12 protein-coding genes and 1 pseudogene are annotated in these 14,161 nt (G+C 73.8%); 3 read left to right on the top strand and 10 right to left on the bottom strand.

Annotated features, from left to right (window positions below):
- Positions 1-465 precede the first annotated feature (465 nt).
- Positions 466-681 carry a DUF4177 domain-containing protein gene (locus QFZ64_RS05605; protein ID WP_307062939.1) on the top strand — a complete coding sequence of 72 codons (216 nt, stop codon included), beginning with the start codon at positions 466-468 and terminating at the stop codon, positions 679-681.
- A 37-nt stretch (positions 682-718) separates the two neighbouring features.
- On the opposite strand, the pseudogene QFZ64_RS05600 reads toward QFZ64_RS05605, so the two are convergent.
- From QFZ64_RS05600 to QFZ64_RS05560, 9 genes and pseudogenes are all read right to left on the bottom strand, one after another.
- Positions 719-1,239, bottom strand: a pseudogene (locus QFZ64_RS05600) (VWA domain-containing protein).
- Entirely contained in the window at positions 1,217-3,571 is a 2,355-nt protein-coding gene (locus tag QFZ64_RS05595; protein ID WP_307062937.1) for a glycoside hydrolase family 3 N-terminal domain-containing protein, read from the bottom strand. Before QFZ64_RS05595 ends, QFZ64_RS05600 begins: the two are co-directional and overlap by 23 nt.
- Positions 3,568-5,502: a cellulase family glycosylhydrolase gene (locus QFZ64_RS05590; protein WP_307062935.1), complete on the bottom strand. Its 1,935-nt coding sequence runs from the start codon at positions 5,500-5,502 to the stop codon at positions 3,568-3,570. Before QFZ64_RS05590 ends, QFZ64_RS05595 begins: the two co-directional genes overlap by 4 nt.
- A gap of 56 nt (positions 5,503-5,558) precedes the next feature.
- Complete coding sequence (locus tag QFZ64_RS05585; protein ID WP_307062933.1) at positions 5,559-6,602, bottom strand: LacI family DNA-binding transcriptional regulator; 1,044 nt, start codon at positions 6,600-6,602, stop codon at positions 5,559-5,561.
- Positions 6,599-7,426 carry a carbohydrate ABC transporter permease gene (locus QFZ64_RS05580; protein ID WP_307062931.1) on the bottom strand — a complete coding sequence of 276 codons (828 nt, stop codon included), beginning with the start codon at positions 7,424-7,426 and terminating at the stop codon, positions 6,599-6,601. Before QFZ64_RS05580 ends, QFZ64_RS05585 begins: the two co-directional genes overlap by 4 nt.
- 14 nt (positions 7,427-7,440) lie before the next feature.
- Positions 7,441-8,382, bottom strand: a complete 942-nt coding sequence (locus QFZ64_RS05575) for a carbohydrate ABC transporter permease (protein ID WP_307062929.1) — start codon at positions 8,380-8,382, stop codon at positions 7,441-7,443.
- Positions 8,383-8,464: 82 nt separating this feature from the next.
- Positions 8,465-9,754, bottom strand: coding sequence for an ABC transporter substrate-binding protein (locus QFZ64_RS05570; protein WP_307071587.1), 1,290 nt, complete (start codon positions 9,752-9,754; stop codon positions 8,465-8,467).
- Between the two features lie 197 nt (positions 9,755-9,951).
- Entirely contained in the window at positions 9,952-11,055 is a 1,104-nt protein-coding gene (locus tag QFZ64_RS05565; protein ID WP_307062927.1) for an epoxide hydrolase family protein, read from the bottom strand.
- Positions 11,056-11,153: 98 nt separating this feature from the next.
- Positions 11,154-12,485 carry an amidohydrolase family protein gene (locus QFZ64_RS05560; protein WP_307062925.1) on the bottom strand — a complete coding sequence of 444 codons (1,332 nt, stop codon included), beginning with the start codon at positions 12,483-12,485 and terminating at the stop codon, positions 11,154-11,156.
- A 101-nt stretch (positions 12,486-12,586) separates the two neighbouring features.
- Here QFZ64_RS05560 and QFZ64_RS05555 point away from each other — a divergent pair, with 101 nt between their 5' ends.
- Positions 12,587-13,060 (top strand): MarR family winged helix-turn-helix transcriptional regulator, encoded by a 474-nt coding sequence (locus QFZ64_RS05555; RefSeq protein WP_307062923.1) that lies wholly within the window; start codon positions 12,587-12,589, stop codon positions 13,058-13,060.
- Between the two features lie 255 nt (positions 13,061-13,315).
- On the opposite strand, the gene QFZ64_RS35305 is transcribed toward QFZ64_RS05555, so the two are convergent.
- Positions 13,316-13,984: a hypothetical protein gene (locus QFZ64_RS35305; RefSeq protein WP_373430554.1), complete on the bottom strand. Its 669-nt coding sequence runs from the start codon at positions 13,982-13,984 to the stop codon at positions 13,316-13,318.
- Here QFZ64_RS35305 and QFZ64_RS35300 point away from each other — a divergent pair.
- Positions 13,935-14,138 carry a hypothetical protein gene (locus tag QFZ64_RS35300; RefSeq protein ID WP_373430793.1) on the top strand — a complete coding sequence of 68 codons (204 nt, stop codon included), beginning with the start codon at positions 13,935-13,937 and terminating at the stop codon, positions 14,136-14,138. The genes QFZ64_RS35305 and QFZ64_RS35300 overlap by 50 nt on opposite strands.
- Positions 14,139-14,161 lie beyond the last annotated feature (23 nt).

The raw sequence follows: 14,161 nt of genomic DNA, 5'->3' as shown, positions 1-14,161 counted from the left end.
GAGGGGCACGGCGCCCGGCCGTGCCCCGGTCCGTGTGACACAGGAGGACCACGTCGCCGCGTCCCGCCGCGAGTCCGGCGCGATGGCCGAGAAGTGCCGGTGGCTCTGCCCGGCGCACACGGACGACGGAACGGCGTGCAGACGTACTTCTGCAGCCGGGGAGAAGCCGGAGGCCGCCACCCGCACGGCCGGCCGGGCGGACGCTCCTGACCCGTGGCCCGCGAGGTCCAGAAGTCCGAGCCGGGAGCCGTACTCACCGGGGCGGGACGCGGCCGGAGCATCGACCGGGCCCGGCCCGACGGCCGTTCGTGTGCGGACAGGACCGGCGTGGTCCGTGGTCAGAACAGCGCCGGCGGGAGTGCTCCGGGACGCGGGTCGCGGCGCGGGAGGGTGCCGAGGGATGATGGGCCGGCCCCGGCAGTCCCACACCTACCCGGCTCAGCCGGCTGGAGGACCAGAACAACCATGAGCAGCTCCTACACGTACGAATACAAGGTCGTCACCTTCCGTGAGTCGTTGGTCGGTGACGCGTTGGACAGCGACAAGCTGGAGAAGGTCCTGAACAAGCACGCCGAGGACGGCTGGGGCCTCAAGGCCGTCACCTCCGCCGACGTCAAGGGCCGCATAGGTCCCGGCGCCGTCGAGGGACTGCTGCTGACCTTCGAGCGTCCGCGCGCGTAACCGTCCGGGCGGCACCCTCGCCCTCGACCCGGACGCCTCACCGCACGATGCCGGCGGTCCGGGCAGCGGTCGGCCGGTCGGGGAACTCCCGCAGCAGCCGATCGAAGAGCCGGTGGTCCGCAATGGCCCGCGGCGTGCGTCCGGCGTGGAAGAAGCCCGCGTTGTCGACGACGCGGCGGGCCGGAACGGCGAGGGTGTCCAGCTTGCGCCGGAAGGCGAACCCGTTGTCGTTCTGGCAGTTCATCGGCTTCGGCGACCCCGACGGCCGTCGACACCGGTGGAGAAGAACACCACCGGTACGGTGCCGTCGTCATCGAAGGGGGTGGAGAGCGACAGCACCTGTTCGGCCAGGTGCTGCATGCTGCCGTCCCGGTAATAGGGATGCATCGACCCGGAACGGTCCAGCACGAGATACACCGCGGCCCGTACGTCCTCCAGTCCGTGCCTGCGCACGCTGGAGCCCGCCGTCTTGTACAGGTCGACGAGATCGGGTGCCTTCTCCCGCACCTCGGTGAGGCCGGTGCCCGCGGCGCGCTCAATGCCGTTCGTCGAGATCATCGCCCCATGACGACGTCTCGCTCCGGCGGAGATCCGGCGTTCCGGCCGCGGCGGGTGCCGTGATCTCCAGGGGAGCCGGCTGAGTCCGGTCGGACGAGGGGCCCGTCTCCAGGGCGACCTCCCCGGGCTCCACCGTGAGGTGGAGGGCGCGGTCGGTCGAGGCCAGGGTGTCGCGGCCGATCGTGAAGACCGCCTCGGCCTCGGCGCCCGGGGCGAGGTCCAGGTGGACGAAGCCGCGCAGTTCCCGGACGCGGGGCCAGGACGTGGCGCCCGTCAGGCGGCGGACGTAGAGCTGGACCGTTTCGTGAGCCGGGCGCGGGCCGGTGTTGCGGACGGTGACCCGGCAGGTCAGGTCCGGCGCGTCGGCGCTGACGCACCCAGTCGACAGCCGGGGCGGGCCGTACTCGACGGTCGTGTACGACAGACCGTGGCCGAACGCGTGGCGGGGCCGGGCGCTCTGGTCGACGTAACCCCGGTAGCGGTGGTCCTTCCCGTTGTAGAAGACGGGCAGTTGGGCGGCCGAGCGCGGCACGGACACCGGCAGGCGTCCGCGCGGCTCGCACACGCCGAACAGGACGTCGGCCACGGCCCGGCCGCCCGGCGGCCCCGGGTACCAGGCGCTCAGCACCGCCGACGCGGTGCCGGTCACCTCCGGCAGGGCGTGCGGGCGGCCCTGGACGAGGACCACGACGACCGGGGTACCGGTCGCCGACACCGCCTCCAGCAGCGCCCGTTGCCCGGCCGGCAGCGCGAGGTCCGCCAGGTCGACGCCCTCCCCGCAGGTCATGCCGGAGGATGCCCCGGAGCCGGTCACGGCGGCCCCGTTGGCCGCGAAGACGGTGTCCCCGGTACGGGCGCTGGAACCGCCCAGCACGAGTACGGCCACATCGGACTCGGCCGCCGCCTCGAGCGCCGCGGGCACGCCCGAGACCTCGCCTCCCACCAGCTCGCAGCCCCGCGCGTGCACCACCTCGGTGCCGGGCGGGGCCGCCGCGCGGATGCCCTCCAGGACCGTGACGCCGGTGCCGGGCCGCTGCGGCGCCGTGTAGTCGCCGAGCTGCCGCGCCAGGGCGTCGGCGTTCGGGCCGAGGACGGCGATGCGCCGCAGCGCGCCGGGCGCACGGGACAGGGGCAGCACACCGCCCTCGTGCGAGAGCAGCGTCACCGAGGCGCGGGCGAGGCGTTCGCCCAGCTCGGCGGGGTCCGGCAGGGCCGCGGTTTTGGGGCCGGCGGACGGCACTGGCTGTTCGAACAGGCCGAGGCGGAACTTCAGCGTGAGAACCCGCGCCACCGCCGCGTCCAGCGCCGACTCGGTCACCAGACCGCGTTCCACCGCCTCGCCCAGCCGCGTGAAACAGTCGTCCCAGAGGCTCACGTCGCAGCCGGCGTCCAGGGCCAGGGCCCCGGCCGACACCGGATCACCGGTCAGCCGCACCAGCCGGTCCACCGCCGTGCCGTCCGCCATCACGATGCCGTCGAACCCCCAGCGCTCGCGCAGCACCTCGGTCAGCAGGTAGCGGTTCGCCACGCACGGCAGGCCGTCGAACTCGTTGTACGCCGCCATCACACCGGCCGCGCCCGCCGCCGCGCCCGCCCGCGCCGCCGCGAGGTGGATCTCGTGCAGCTCCCGTACCCCGAGCTCGGTCGCGGCGCTGTTGCGGCCGCCGACCGTGGCGCCCTGGCCGGCGAAGTGCTTGAGCACCACGCCCACCCCGGCCCGCCGGGCGCCCTCGACCAGCGCCTCGGTCAGCCGGGCCGCGAGGTACGGGTCCTCCCCGAAGCACTCCTCGGCCCGCCCCCAGCGCGGATCGCGCACCAGGTCCAGGGCGGACACCAGCGCCAGGTGCGCACCCCGGGCGCGCAGTCCGGCCGCGGCGGCCGCGGCCGCCTCGGCATACAGGTCCGGATCCCAGGTGGCGCCGACCGCCAGGTTCACCGGGAGCACGGTGCCGTCCAGGGCCTGGTGGCCGTGCGGCATCTCCTCCACCAGGAGGACCGGGATGCCGAGCCGGGTGTGCGCGCGCACGTGCCGCTGCACCTCGGCCGCCATGCGCGCGCCGTCCCGCGCGTCCAGCCCGTCCGCGAAGCCGACGCCGGACCACGCGTCGGCCCGCTGGAGCCCGTAGAGCGCGCCCATGCCGTCGAAGGCGGCGACCTCCTCACGGAAGGCGGAGGTGAGGCGGTGGCCGTCCCCGGTGCGCTCGTAGGCGTTCCAGCCGTACATGCGCTGGTTGACCTGCCCCACCTTCTCGGTGAGTGTCATCCGGCCCAGCAGGTCGCGGACCCGGTCCGCCACCGGGGCGGCCGGGTCCCGGTAGCGGGGGAGCGTCATCGCAGTTCCAGCACGGCGACCCCGTACGCGTCGAGCGCCACGTCTGCGACGGGGGCACCGTCCCCCAGACCGTGGAGCGTGCCGTCGGCGGCCGGTCGTACCACGAGCGGCTCCGGGTGCTGGCTGACGAGCCACACGAAGCGCCGTCCGTCGGCGTGCACCAGGACGTCCGCCGAGACGTGCGGGTCGGCGACCGTGACCGGCCGCCGAACGCCCGCGACCTCCGCCAGCGCCCGGTACAGGCGGTGCGTGGCGTCCGGGTTGGCGCGCGGGGTGCGGGCCGCCATGTGCTCCAGCGGGTAGGTGGCCAGCACCGTGCGCCCCGCCCCGGTCTCGCGCACGACCAGCGCCGGCCTGCCGTGCGCGTCCACGGCCACCACGCGGCCCGCACGGGGCACCACGGGCAGATAGGCGCGGCTGTCCTCGTTCCCGGCGACCGGGACCCGCAGCACCTCGCCCGCCCGCACCCCGCCGAAGTCCTCGGTGAACGTCATCTCCAGCACGTCGTCCTCGATCGGCTCGGCGACGCCGTACGACAACTGCAGCTCCACGCCGAACAGTCCGTCGAGGTCGTCGAACCAGGGGCCCCGGGTGGCCGGGTGTTCACCGGAGCAGAACGACAGGTAGACGGTGGCGCCCGCCTCCGCCCGGCGGGCCAGTTCGCGGCGGGTGCGGGTGGTGAGCTGGCGGGTGGCCGGCAGCAGGTAGAGCGACGCCTCACCGGGCAGGCCGTCGGCCTCGCGGGTGAACGCCACCGGCAGGTCGGCCGCGCGCGCGGTGACGTAACCCTGGTGCAGGGAGGTGAAGATGAGCGGCCGGTCGGCGGGACGGCTGTAGGGGTAGCCGCGTTCGAGGAAGGCGGGCACCACCAGGGCGGCGTCGGCGTCGGCGCGGGCGCAGTGCGCGAAGTCTACGGCCTTCAACACGTCCGCGAACGCGGCCAGTTCGCGCAGTGGTTCCTTGGGGGCGCCGGTGGAGTCGGTGATGCCGAAGTGCATCTCGAAGGGGTGGTGGTCGTAGGGAGCCTGGTCCCACAGGCCGTCGTAGTCGGTGTTGTTCCAGGCGATCCAGCCGGTGGCCCCGCCGAGCAGCGAGTTGTGCAGGGTCTGGCGGTAGAAGACACCCGCGTTGGCCGCCGAGACGGTGTCGGTGGACAGGCCGAACTCCTCCAGTACGACCGGCTGTCCGGTCACCGCGGCCAGCTCGCACTCGAAGGCGGCACGGTAGTGCTGGCGCGGCCGGTCGGTGTCCGAGCGGTACACGTGCGGGCCCACGAAGTCGACGTACTCGGCGGTCTCCCGCAGCGAGAAGCCGTTGTCGCGGCCGGTCACCTCGATGCCCCAGGCCCCGTCGCCCAGCGACACCGGCTGGGTGGCGCCGGCCGCGCGCACCGCGTTGCACATGGCCTGGGCCCACGCGGTCACCACGTCGCAGGACGGCGGGTCGACCTGGTAGACACGTCCGTAGCCGGGCATCTCGTTGGTGATCAGCCAGCCGGTGACCGCCGGGTGGTCCTTGAAGCGGCGGGCCATCCGCCGCACGAACCAGGCCTGCCGGCCCACCATCCACACGTCCTCGTACAGGTCCCGGCCGCCGCGCCAGGCCGGGTCCCAGTTCTCCCCGGACATGTGCCCGACGATGAACGTGGGCACCGTTCCCATGCCCGCCTCCCGGTGGGCGTCGAGGAAGTCCTCGAACCTGGCGCACAGTTCCTCGTCGATGCGGTGCGGCTCCGGGTGGAAGTCGGGCCAGTAGAAGAAGGACCGGGTCATGGTCAGCCCGTGGCCTGCGAGTACCCGCAGCTCCTCGCGGACGATCCCCGGGTCGTAGTTCCGCCACATCAGCGGACCGCCGGTGCGGGACCAGAAGTTGGCGCCGAGCCAGGGCAGGACGTCGGGCTGGTGGGCGAGCTGGGCGCTGTGGCGTCGCATGGTCCTTCTCGTGGGGGAGGGGGCTGGGCAGGGGTGGTGCGTGAGGGCCGCGGGGATCAGCCGGGGGCCGGGCCGGTGGACTCGCGGACGACGAGTCGCGGCCGTCCGGTGAGGGCGGGCTCCTCGACGTCCTCGCCGCACAGGGCGAGCAGCATGCGCGCGGCGGCCGCGCCGACCCGCTGCACCTGCTGGTCGACGGTGGTGAGCCGGGGGTGCAGCCAGCTCCCCAGCGGCAGGTTGTCGTAGCCGACGACGGACACGTCCGCGGGGACGGCCAGTCCGGCGCGCTGCGCGGTGCCGATGCCGCAGACGGCCATGGAGTCGTTGGCGAAGACGAGCGCGGTGGGCCGGTCGGCGGCGTCGAGGAGGGCTTCGGTGGCGCCGACCGCCCGCCGCTCGCTGAAGTCGGTGTGCAGCACGGCGAACGGGCGCAGCCCGGCCCCGCGCAGGGCGTCCTCGAAGGCGGCCCGGCGCACCCGGGTGTGCTGCAGCTCCGGCGGCCCGGCGACGTAGGCGATGCGCCGGTGGCCGAGCCCCAGCAGGTGCCGTACGGCCTCCGCGACCCCGGCGCCCTGGTCGCCCAGGCCGATCCGGGGGACGACGGCGGTGCCGTCCGGCGACCCGAGCAGCACCGCGGGCAGGCCGAGGCGGGCCAGCAGGGCGGGCCGGGTGTCGTCGTCGCGGGCGTCGGTGAGGACGGCGCCGTCCACCCGGCCCTCGGCGGCGAGGCGCTCGTACAGCGCGTGCTCCTCGGGCGGGCCGGTGACCAGGTGCAGCAGCAGACCGTAGCCGCGCGGCGCGAGTTCGCCCTCTATGCCGGTGATCAGCTCGCTGAAGTGCGGGTCGGAGCCGAGCACGTCGGTGGGGCGCCGCACCACCAGGGCGAGGCTGCGGGTGCGGGCGTTGCGCAGGGCGGCCGCCGGGGCGCTGGGGGACCAGCCGAGCTCCAGTGCCGCGTCGAGGATGCGGCGGCGGGTCGCCTCGGAGAGCCGTCCCTTGTGGTTGAAGGCCTGGGAGACGGCGGCGGTGGAGACGCCCGCCGCCGCCGCGACCGCCTTGATGGTGGGGCGCCGGCCCGCCCGTCCGGTGGGTGCGCTCACATCTTCACCGCGCCGTTGACCAGGGCCTGCTGCATGCGCTTCTGCAGGATCGTGTAGACCGCCCACACCGGGATCAGGGTCAGCACGGTGCCCGCGGTGAGCACGCCGTAGTCCGTGCCGGTGACCGACTTCAGCGTGGGCAGCGCCACCTGGACCGTGCGCTGCGAGGGGTCGGGGCCGATGATGACCAGGGAGTACAGGTACTCGTTCCAGAAGGTCAGGAAGTTCAGCAGCACCACCGTGGCGATGCCCGGGAGACACATCGGCGTGTAGACGTGCCGCAGCACCGCGTACGTGGACGCCCCGTCGAGCCGGGCGGCCTCCTCCATCTCGGCGGGAATGGTCCGCATGAACTGCACCAGGATCACGACCGACAGCGGCAGCGCCGTGGCCGGCAGGAACAGCACCATGAACGTGCGGGTGTGGAACAGCCCGGTGGCCGCCGCGAGGAGGAAGGTGGGGAAGAGGGCGGCGAAGGTGGGGATGAGGAAGCCCAGTGAGAAGACCTTCTCGATGAGCCCCGCCAGGCGTCCGGTCGTGCGCGCGAGGGCGAACGAGGCGGGGACCGCGAGGAGCAGGGTCAGCGCCAGCGAGAACACCGTCACCAGCGCGGAGTTGACGACCGCGAGCCCCAGGTCGCCGTTGTCGAAGGCGACGCGGAAGTTGCCGAGGCCGAGGGAGGACGGCGGGGCGAAGGGGTGGGCGAAGATGTCGTCGTTCGACTTGAACGCCGAGGCGAGGAAGTAGTAGAGCGGGACCACGAGCAGCACCGCGTACGTCCACACCAGGATGTGGGCCGGCAGCCAGCGTTTGCCGAGCTTCATCGTTGCTGCTCCGATCAGTAGGTCTGGCGGAAGACGCGGCGGATCGCCAGGAGCCCGACGAGCCCGACGAGGAAGAGGAAGACGCCGACGGTCTGGCTGTAACCGAGGTCCGCGGCGATGAACGCCTTCTGGTAGACGAGGAAGGACAGCGTCGTGGACGACGTGCCGGGGCCGCCCTGGGTGAGCAGCAGCACGTGCTGCGCGGAGCCGAACAGCGTCCACAGGAACTGCAGCATCGTCACGACGCCGACGTAGTCGCGGATCACCGGGAAGTGCACCGTCCACATCGTCCGCCAGTGCCCCGCCCCGTCGAGCTGCGCGGCCTCGCCGAGTTCGTCCGGCACGCTGCTCAGCCGGGCGGCGAACAGGACGGCGGTGAAGCCGATGCCGCTCCACACGTCCAGGGCGATCAGACAGGCCAGCGCGGTGGAGGGCGAGGCCAGCCAGGCATCGGTGAGCGAGCCCAGACCGACGCCCTCCAGCGCGCCGTTGACCAGGCCGTCCGGGGACAGGGCCGCGTAGAAGACCATGGCCTTCGCCGGTGTCGAGATCAGTCCGGGGATGAACAGCAGGTAGCGGATGACCCGGTGCCCCGGCGGGCGCTGGGCCACGTAGTAGCCGAGCATGTACGCGCACACGACCATCAGCGGCAGCGCGACGGCCAGTTGGACCGCGGTGTTCTGGACCGAGTCCCAGAACACCGGGTCGTCCAGGACCGTGCGGACGTTGTCGAGGCCCGCGTAGGAGACCGGTTGCAGCATGCCCGGCCAGTGCAGGGCCGCGATCACGAAGATGGCGAGCAGCGGCCCGACCATGAAGAGCAGGTACCACACCAGGGCGGGCACGGCGAGGACGGTGCCGCCCTGCCGGAGCGTGCGCGGGGCCGAGGAGCGGCCCGAGGGCGGGACGGGGCGGGGGGCCGCGGTCCCGTCCGGTGTCGTCGTCAGCGTCGTCATGCGGTGACTCCCGGGAATCGGGTCGGCTCAGGCGTCGTGTCCGTCGTGCGTGTGGTGCCTGTCGTGGGTGTCGGCCGGCGCATCAGGCGGACCGGTACGCGGACTCGAGGGCGGCGCGGACCTTCGCCGCGCTCGTGCCCCTGGTGAACGAGGTACTGGTCGCCGTGATCAGCGGCTGGGTGGCGGCGGGCGGCACGTACACGTCGGGCAGCAGCACCTCGCTCACACCGGAGCCGAGCCGCTGGGCCGCCGCCACCAGCGGGAAGCCCTTGCTGACGGTGTCCGAGCGCACGGCCATGTCGCGGCCGCTCTCGGTGATGAAGCGGGAGACGGTGTCGGGCCGGTACATGAAGCGCAGGAACTTCTCGACGTGCCCGATCTTGCGGACGCCGTTGGGGCTGATCCAGAACCCGATGAGGGTGAACGCCCGGATGATGGTGGGGTGTTCGTGCGCCGCCCCGTCGGCGAGCGGCCAGCCGCCCACCTCGGTGTGCCGGGCCACCTCCGCGGGCACCTTCGCCAGCGCGGAGGACATCGCCGACTCGATCGCCGCGGACCGGGTGTTGTACTGCGTGGTCATCGTGTCGGAGGTCAGCCCCTGGGCCTTGTCCGCGAAGACGCCCGCGTCGCGCAGGGTGGTGAAGTACTCGATGCCCTCGCGGGCGCCCCGGCTGCCGAAGTCGCCGGTGGAGTAGGCGTGCCGGGCCTCGTCCTGGGACAGGTACGTCTGGATGATCTGCGCGAGGAGCTTCTGGCCGGTCCAGTCGTTGCCGCCCACGGTCACGGGGGCGATGCCCTTGGCGCGCAGCTTGCGGGCGGCCGCGATGAGGGCGTCGCCGGTGGTGGGTATCTCGTCGACGCCCGCCCTGTCGAGCAGGGCGCGGTTGAAGGCGACGGGCCAGTTCGTGGCGAAGTAGGGGAAGGCGCGCAGCCTGCCCCTGCCGTCGGTCCACGCGGAGAGCGCGGCGGGCAGCACGCGGTCGCGCAGCCCCCAGTCGTCCAGGTAGGGCATGACGTCGACGGTGGCGTCGACATCCGTCCAGGCCAGGGTCTTGTCGTAGAGGTTGACCATCACGACGTCGGCCTCCTTGCGGGCCAGCCGCGAGGTCTCGTAGACCTGGCCGAGGTCGTCGCCGTTGATGAGGTTCTTGACCTTCAGACCGGGGTTCTCGTCCTGGAAGCGGTCGACGGCCTTCAGGTAGGTGGGGGAGCCCGGCGCGGTGGTGCCGAGCTGGGTGTGGACGACGAGGGTGTCGGGATCGGAGTCCGCCGCGGCCAGTGCCGAGCAGCCGGACAGGGCGGGCAGGGCGGCGGCCGCGGCCAGACCGGTACCGGCGGCGAGCAGGTCGCGCCGGGTCAGCGAGGAGCGCACAGCGGGGTCTCCAACCAAGCGGTTAACGATTGGTTAATCGATGTACCTCAGGAGGTGGGAGGACCTTAGGGAGTGCGGGGGCCGGGGTCAAGGGGTGGCGCGGAGCGGAAGGGAGCGGGGCGGCCGGGGCGGAGCCGACCGCCGTGAGCGGGCGGCACCACCCGGCCGGAAGGGGGGCGCGCCGCCCGCTCCGGCCCTCAGAGCCCGGCCAGGCCCACCGCCGTCCGTACGCCCGCCGCGTACTGCGCGGGGCACTCCCACGCCGCGAAGTGGCCCCCGGCGGAGTTCTCGACCCAGGAGCGGACGTCGAAGAAGCGGGCCGCGAACTCGCGCGGGGCGTTGACGAGGTCCTTCGGGAAGACGGTGAAGGCGGCCGGCGCGCCGATCCGCCCGGCCGGCTTCGGCCCGCTCTCCGCGTACGGCGTGAACGAGGTGCCGATGGCGCCACTGACCCAGTAGGCGGTGATCCAGGTGAGCAGCTCGTCCCGGGTGAACACGGATTCCACGCGGCCCCCGCAGTCCGTCCACGCGCGCAGCTTCTCGAGGATCCACGCGGCCAAACCCGCGGGCGAGTCACCGAGGCCGACCGCCAGCGTGTGCGGCCTGGTCGACTGCTCGTGCATGTACCCGCCCTCGGCCGCCTGCCAGTCGCGGCCGCGGCGGACGTAGGCCCGCTCCGCAGCGGACAGGTCCTGCGGGGTGTCCACCAGGAAGCGGTACTGGGAGACGTCCGTCAGATGCAGGGCCGCGACATGTTCGGGGTGCCCGGCGGCGAGTGCCTCGGCGACGTCGCACCCCACGTCACCGGCCGAGACGACGTACCGGTCGTACCCCAGCTCCGCCATCGACGCGGCGACCGCCTCGGCCGCCGCGGCAGACGACAGACCGCGGCGGGCGACCGGCGCCGCGAAGGGGAACCCGGGCAGCGCCGGGACGACCACATGCAGGTCGGACAGGAGCGGCAGCACCTTCTCGAACCGCAGGACCGAGTCGGGCCAGCCGTGCAGCAGCAGCACGGCTATCGCATCCGGGTCCGCCGCGCGCCGGTGCACCGCCCGGACGGGCGTGCCGCCGGTGCCCGTGAGTGTCCACGGCAGGCTCCGGATCCGGCTCTCGTGCTCCCGCCAGTCGTAGGCGCCGGCCCAGTGGCCGATCAGCTCGGCCAGGTAGTCACCGTCGACTCCGCGCTCCCAGCCGAAGCCGGGCGGGAGGTCGACCCGCCGGTAGGCGCGGAGCCGGGCCCGCAGGTCGTCGAGGACTGCCCGGGCGACCGGGGCCGGGGCGGATGGGACGCTCGTCATCGATGTGCTTCCTCTGTGCGGGGGGACGGCCGGGACGGATGGGGCCGGTGGGTACCGACGCCGACGAGGTCAACCGTCCGGTCCGCCCGCGCGTGCTGTCAACGCCCCGGCGTGCTCGCGGCCCCCGTCCACGATCCGTCGAGCGGCACGCCCGCGGCCTCGGCGATCCGGGCGCGGGACTCCAGCAGCCGGGTGCGCAGCGTCGGAAGGTCGACGCCGAGCAGCCGGCCGTCGCGCTTGACCGGCCGCCCGGCGACGAAGACGCTGTCCACCAGCCCGGGGTGCCCGGCACAGACGAGCGTGCCGACGGGGTCCGTGACCGGGAACACCGTCAGGTCCTCGGCGTCGAGGAGGAGGAAGTCCGCGTCCTTGCCGATGCCGAGACTGCCCGTCCGCGAGCCGCGCCCCAGGGTGCGGGCGCCGTCCACCGTGGCGAACTCCAGGACGTCCCGGGCCGTGAGGCCGCCGTCCGCGCCGCGCTGGACGGACAGCGCCGTGCGCATGGTGGCGAACATGTCACCGCCGGCCGTCAGACAGTTGTCGACGGACAGGGACGGCCGGATCCCGGCGGCCAGCATGCGGCCGGTCTCGGGCAGGCCGAGGCCCATCCGCAGCTCGACGTCCGGGCTGATGGACACCGAGCAGCCCGCGTCGGCCAGCATCGCCACCTCGTCGTCGGAAAGGCCGTTGCCGTGCACGAAGGTCGTGCGGTCGTCGAGCAGTCCCCGCGCCCGCATCCGCGCGACGGGGCGGTCGCCGCCGGGCGGGCTCGCGGCCGCGTGCACATGGACGCTGACCCGCAGCCCGAGCTCCCGCGCCAGGGCGACATCGGCGGCGATGGTGTCCATCGGGGTCCGCTGCGGGCCGCGCAGTCCCAACGCCATCCCCTCGTCCGGAAGCTGCGCCCGCACCCGCCCGACCTCGGCGGCGACCGGCTCGCCGGCGACTCCCGCGCCGTAGCAGAACACGGAGTGGCCGGGGGCGTCGCGCAGGGCCTGGATCGCGGCGTCGGCGTTCTCCGGGCGGTCGGAGCAGTGGAACCAGTCGAGCAGGGTCGTGACGCCCGAGCTCAGCGCCTCGAGCCGGCCCAGCAGATCGCCCACGTACACGTCCTCCGGGCGGTAGTGCGGCCGGAGCACGCCGTGCACGGCGGCGCCGTACGCGCCGAACGTCCAGTTCGTGCCGATGCCGCGGAAGGCGGTCTGCCAGGTGTGACGGTGGGTGTCGACGAAACCGGGCGTCACGATCATGCCGCGGGCGTCCACGATCTCCGCGCCGGGCGCGTCCACGTGCTCGGCGACCGCCGCGACGCGGCCGTCCTCGACGAGCAGGTCGCCCCGGGGGAGAGTGCCGATGACGGGGTCCATGGTGAGCACCGTGCCGCCCCGCACGAGCGTCCTCGCGGCTTTTCCTGTCTTCGTGACCCGCATCGAAGTGGCCCTTCCGTTGGAGTTGATGTGTCAACTCTGTCGACCCTAGACAGATCGAGTTGACGCGTCAACTCTGGAGCCCGGCGGGTAGCATCTCCGCCATGACGCAGATCCGCGACCTGGACCCCGAGGAGTGGGAACTCTGGGGTGCCTGGACCCACGCGCAACGGCTGCTCGCCCAGGAGGTCGACGCGGCCCTGCAACGCGACTTCGGCATCTCCAAGGCCGAGTTCAGCGTGCTGATGACCCTGTGGAGGGCGGACGGGCACTCCTTGCGCGTCGGCGGGATCGCCGAGTCGCTGCGGTGGGAGAAGAGCCGCGTCTCCCACCAGCTCACCCGCATGGAGAAGCGCGGCTTCGTGACCCGGGCCGAGGAGGGCGCCCGCGGCCGTCGCACCGGCATCGCACTGACCGGCGAGGGCCGCCGCGCCGTGCGCGACGCCCTCACCGGACACGCCGGCACCCTCCGCCGCCACTTCTTCGACCCGCTCACCCCGCGGCAGGCCGACGCCATCCGGTCCTGGAGCGAGCAGACGATCGCACGTCTGGAGGAACGCGGCGACGCCCCCGCGTGACAGGCTCGCCGCCGCCCGCCCCGTTCGTCGGGGCCGGTCGGCCCCACTCGCCCGCCCGGGTGGCTCCCCGCCGGGCCGGCCGGACCCGCCGATGGGGGCGGTCCGCCCGCCGGGAGGGGCCCTTCGGCCCTCTCCCGGCGGGCGCCCCGCCGCCGACAGTGGAACCGGGTCACCACGCTGGTGCACGGAGGCCCTGCGGCCCGGGCGCCCTCCGGTGCCGCATCACCGCGTGAGCGAAGGGACGGACGGCATGCATCAGCCGTCGAGGACGAAGAACGACAGCCCGGCGCCGGGTGCCGTACCCGGGCCCGCGCCTGTGCCCGGACGGGCCTGGCCGATGCCGGCGCCGGCCACCGTGGGTCTCGCCGTGAACTCCTGTGCCCCGGCGCTGCTCAGCCCGCTCGGCCCGCCCTTCAAGGAGAGCCTGGAGCTGTCCTCCTTCCAGCAGTCGCTGCTGGTGGCGGTGCCGGCCGAGGCCGAGGCCGCGTCCGGGATCCCGGCGGACCCGGCCGGCCGGGACCGCTCCTCGCCGCGCCGGCCGTGCTGCGCGCGCACATCCTCAAGGAGCGGGACGGCGTCTTCCCCGCCGCGCCGGCCTTCCTGAGTACCGAACAGTGGGAGGCCGTCGAGGCACCTCTCCGCCCGGGCGGGCGGAGAGGTGCCGGAGCCGACGCTCTGACCGGCCCCGCCGGTCCCGCCGGCTCCGACTCTCCCCGTGCCGCCCGCCGTGCCCCGCGCCGGGCGGCACGGGTGTGCGTCCGCTGCCCGGCCACCTCCCCGTCGGCCTGGAGTTCGCGGGCGGCGACGGCATTCGTCACCGCTGCCCACGATGTCGGCGACGGCCGTCGCGGACAGACCGAGCACGATGGTCAGGGTGAGCGAGACGTACATCGCCTTGTCGTCGCGGGTGGTGGCGGAGAACACCGGGCCGACCGTGCGCCGCCGGTACAGGCGCGGGGCGAGGCCACATGCCCACCGCCCCCTCGGCTACCTCACCCGGCCGTACCTCGTCCACCGCAGCCGCGACGACCGGCTCGGCAACCGGCCGCCGCGCCGGGGCTGGGAACGCGTCGGCTGACCACCCGCCCGGTACGGCGGCGT

This window comes from Streptomyces sp. B3I8, from assembly GCF_030816915.1.
In the GTDB taxonomy this organism is placed as follows: Bacteria; Actinomycetota; Actinomycetes; order Streptomycetales; family Streptomycetaceae; genus Streptomyces.
Note: the sequence above shows the minus strand (reverse complement) of the source record. Positions and strands in the feature narration are given on the sequence as shown.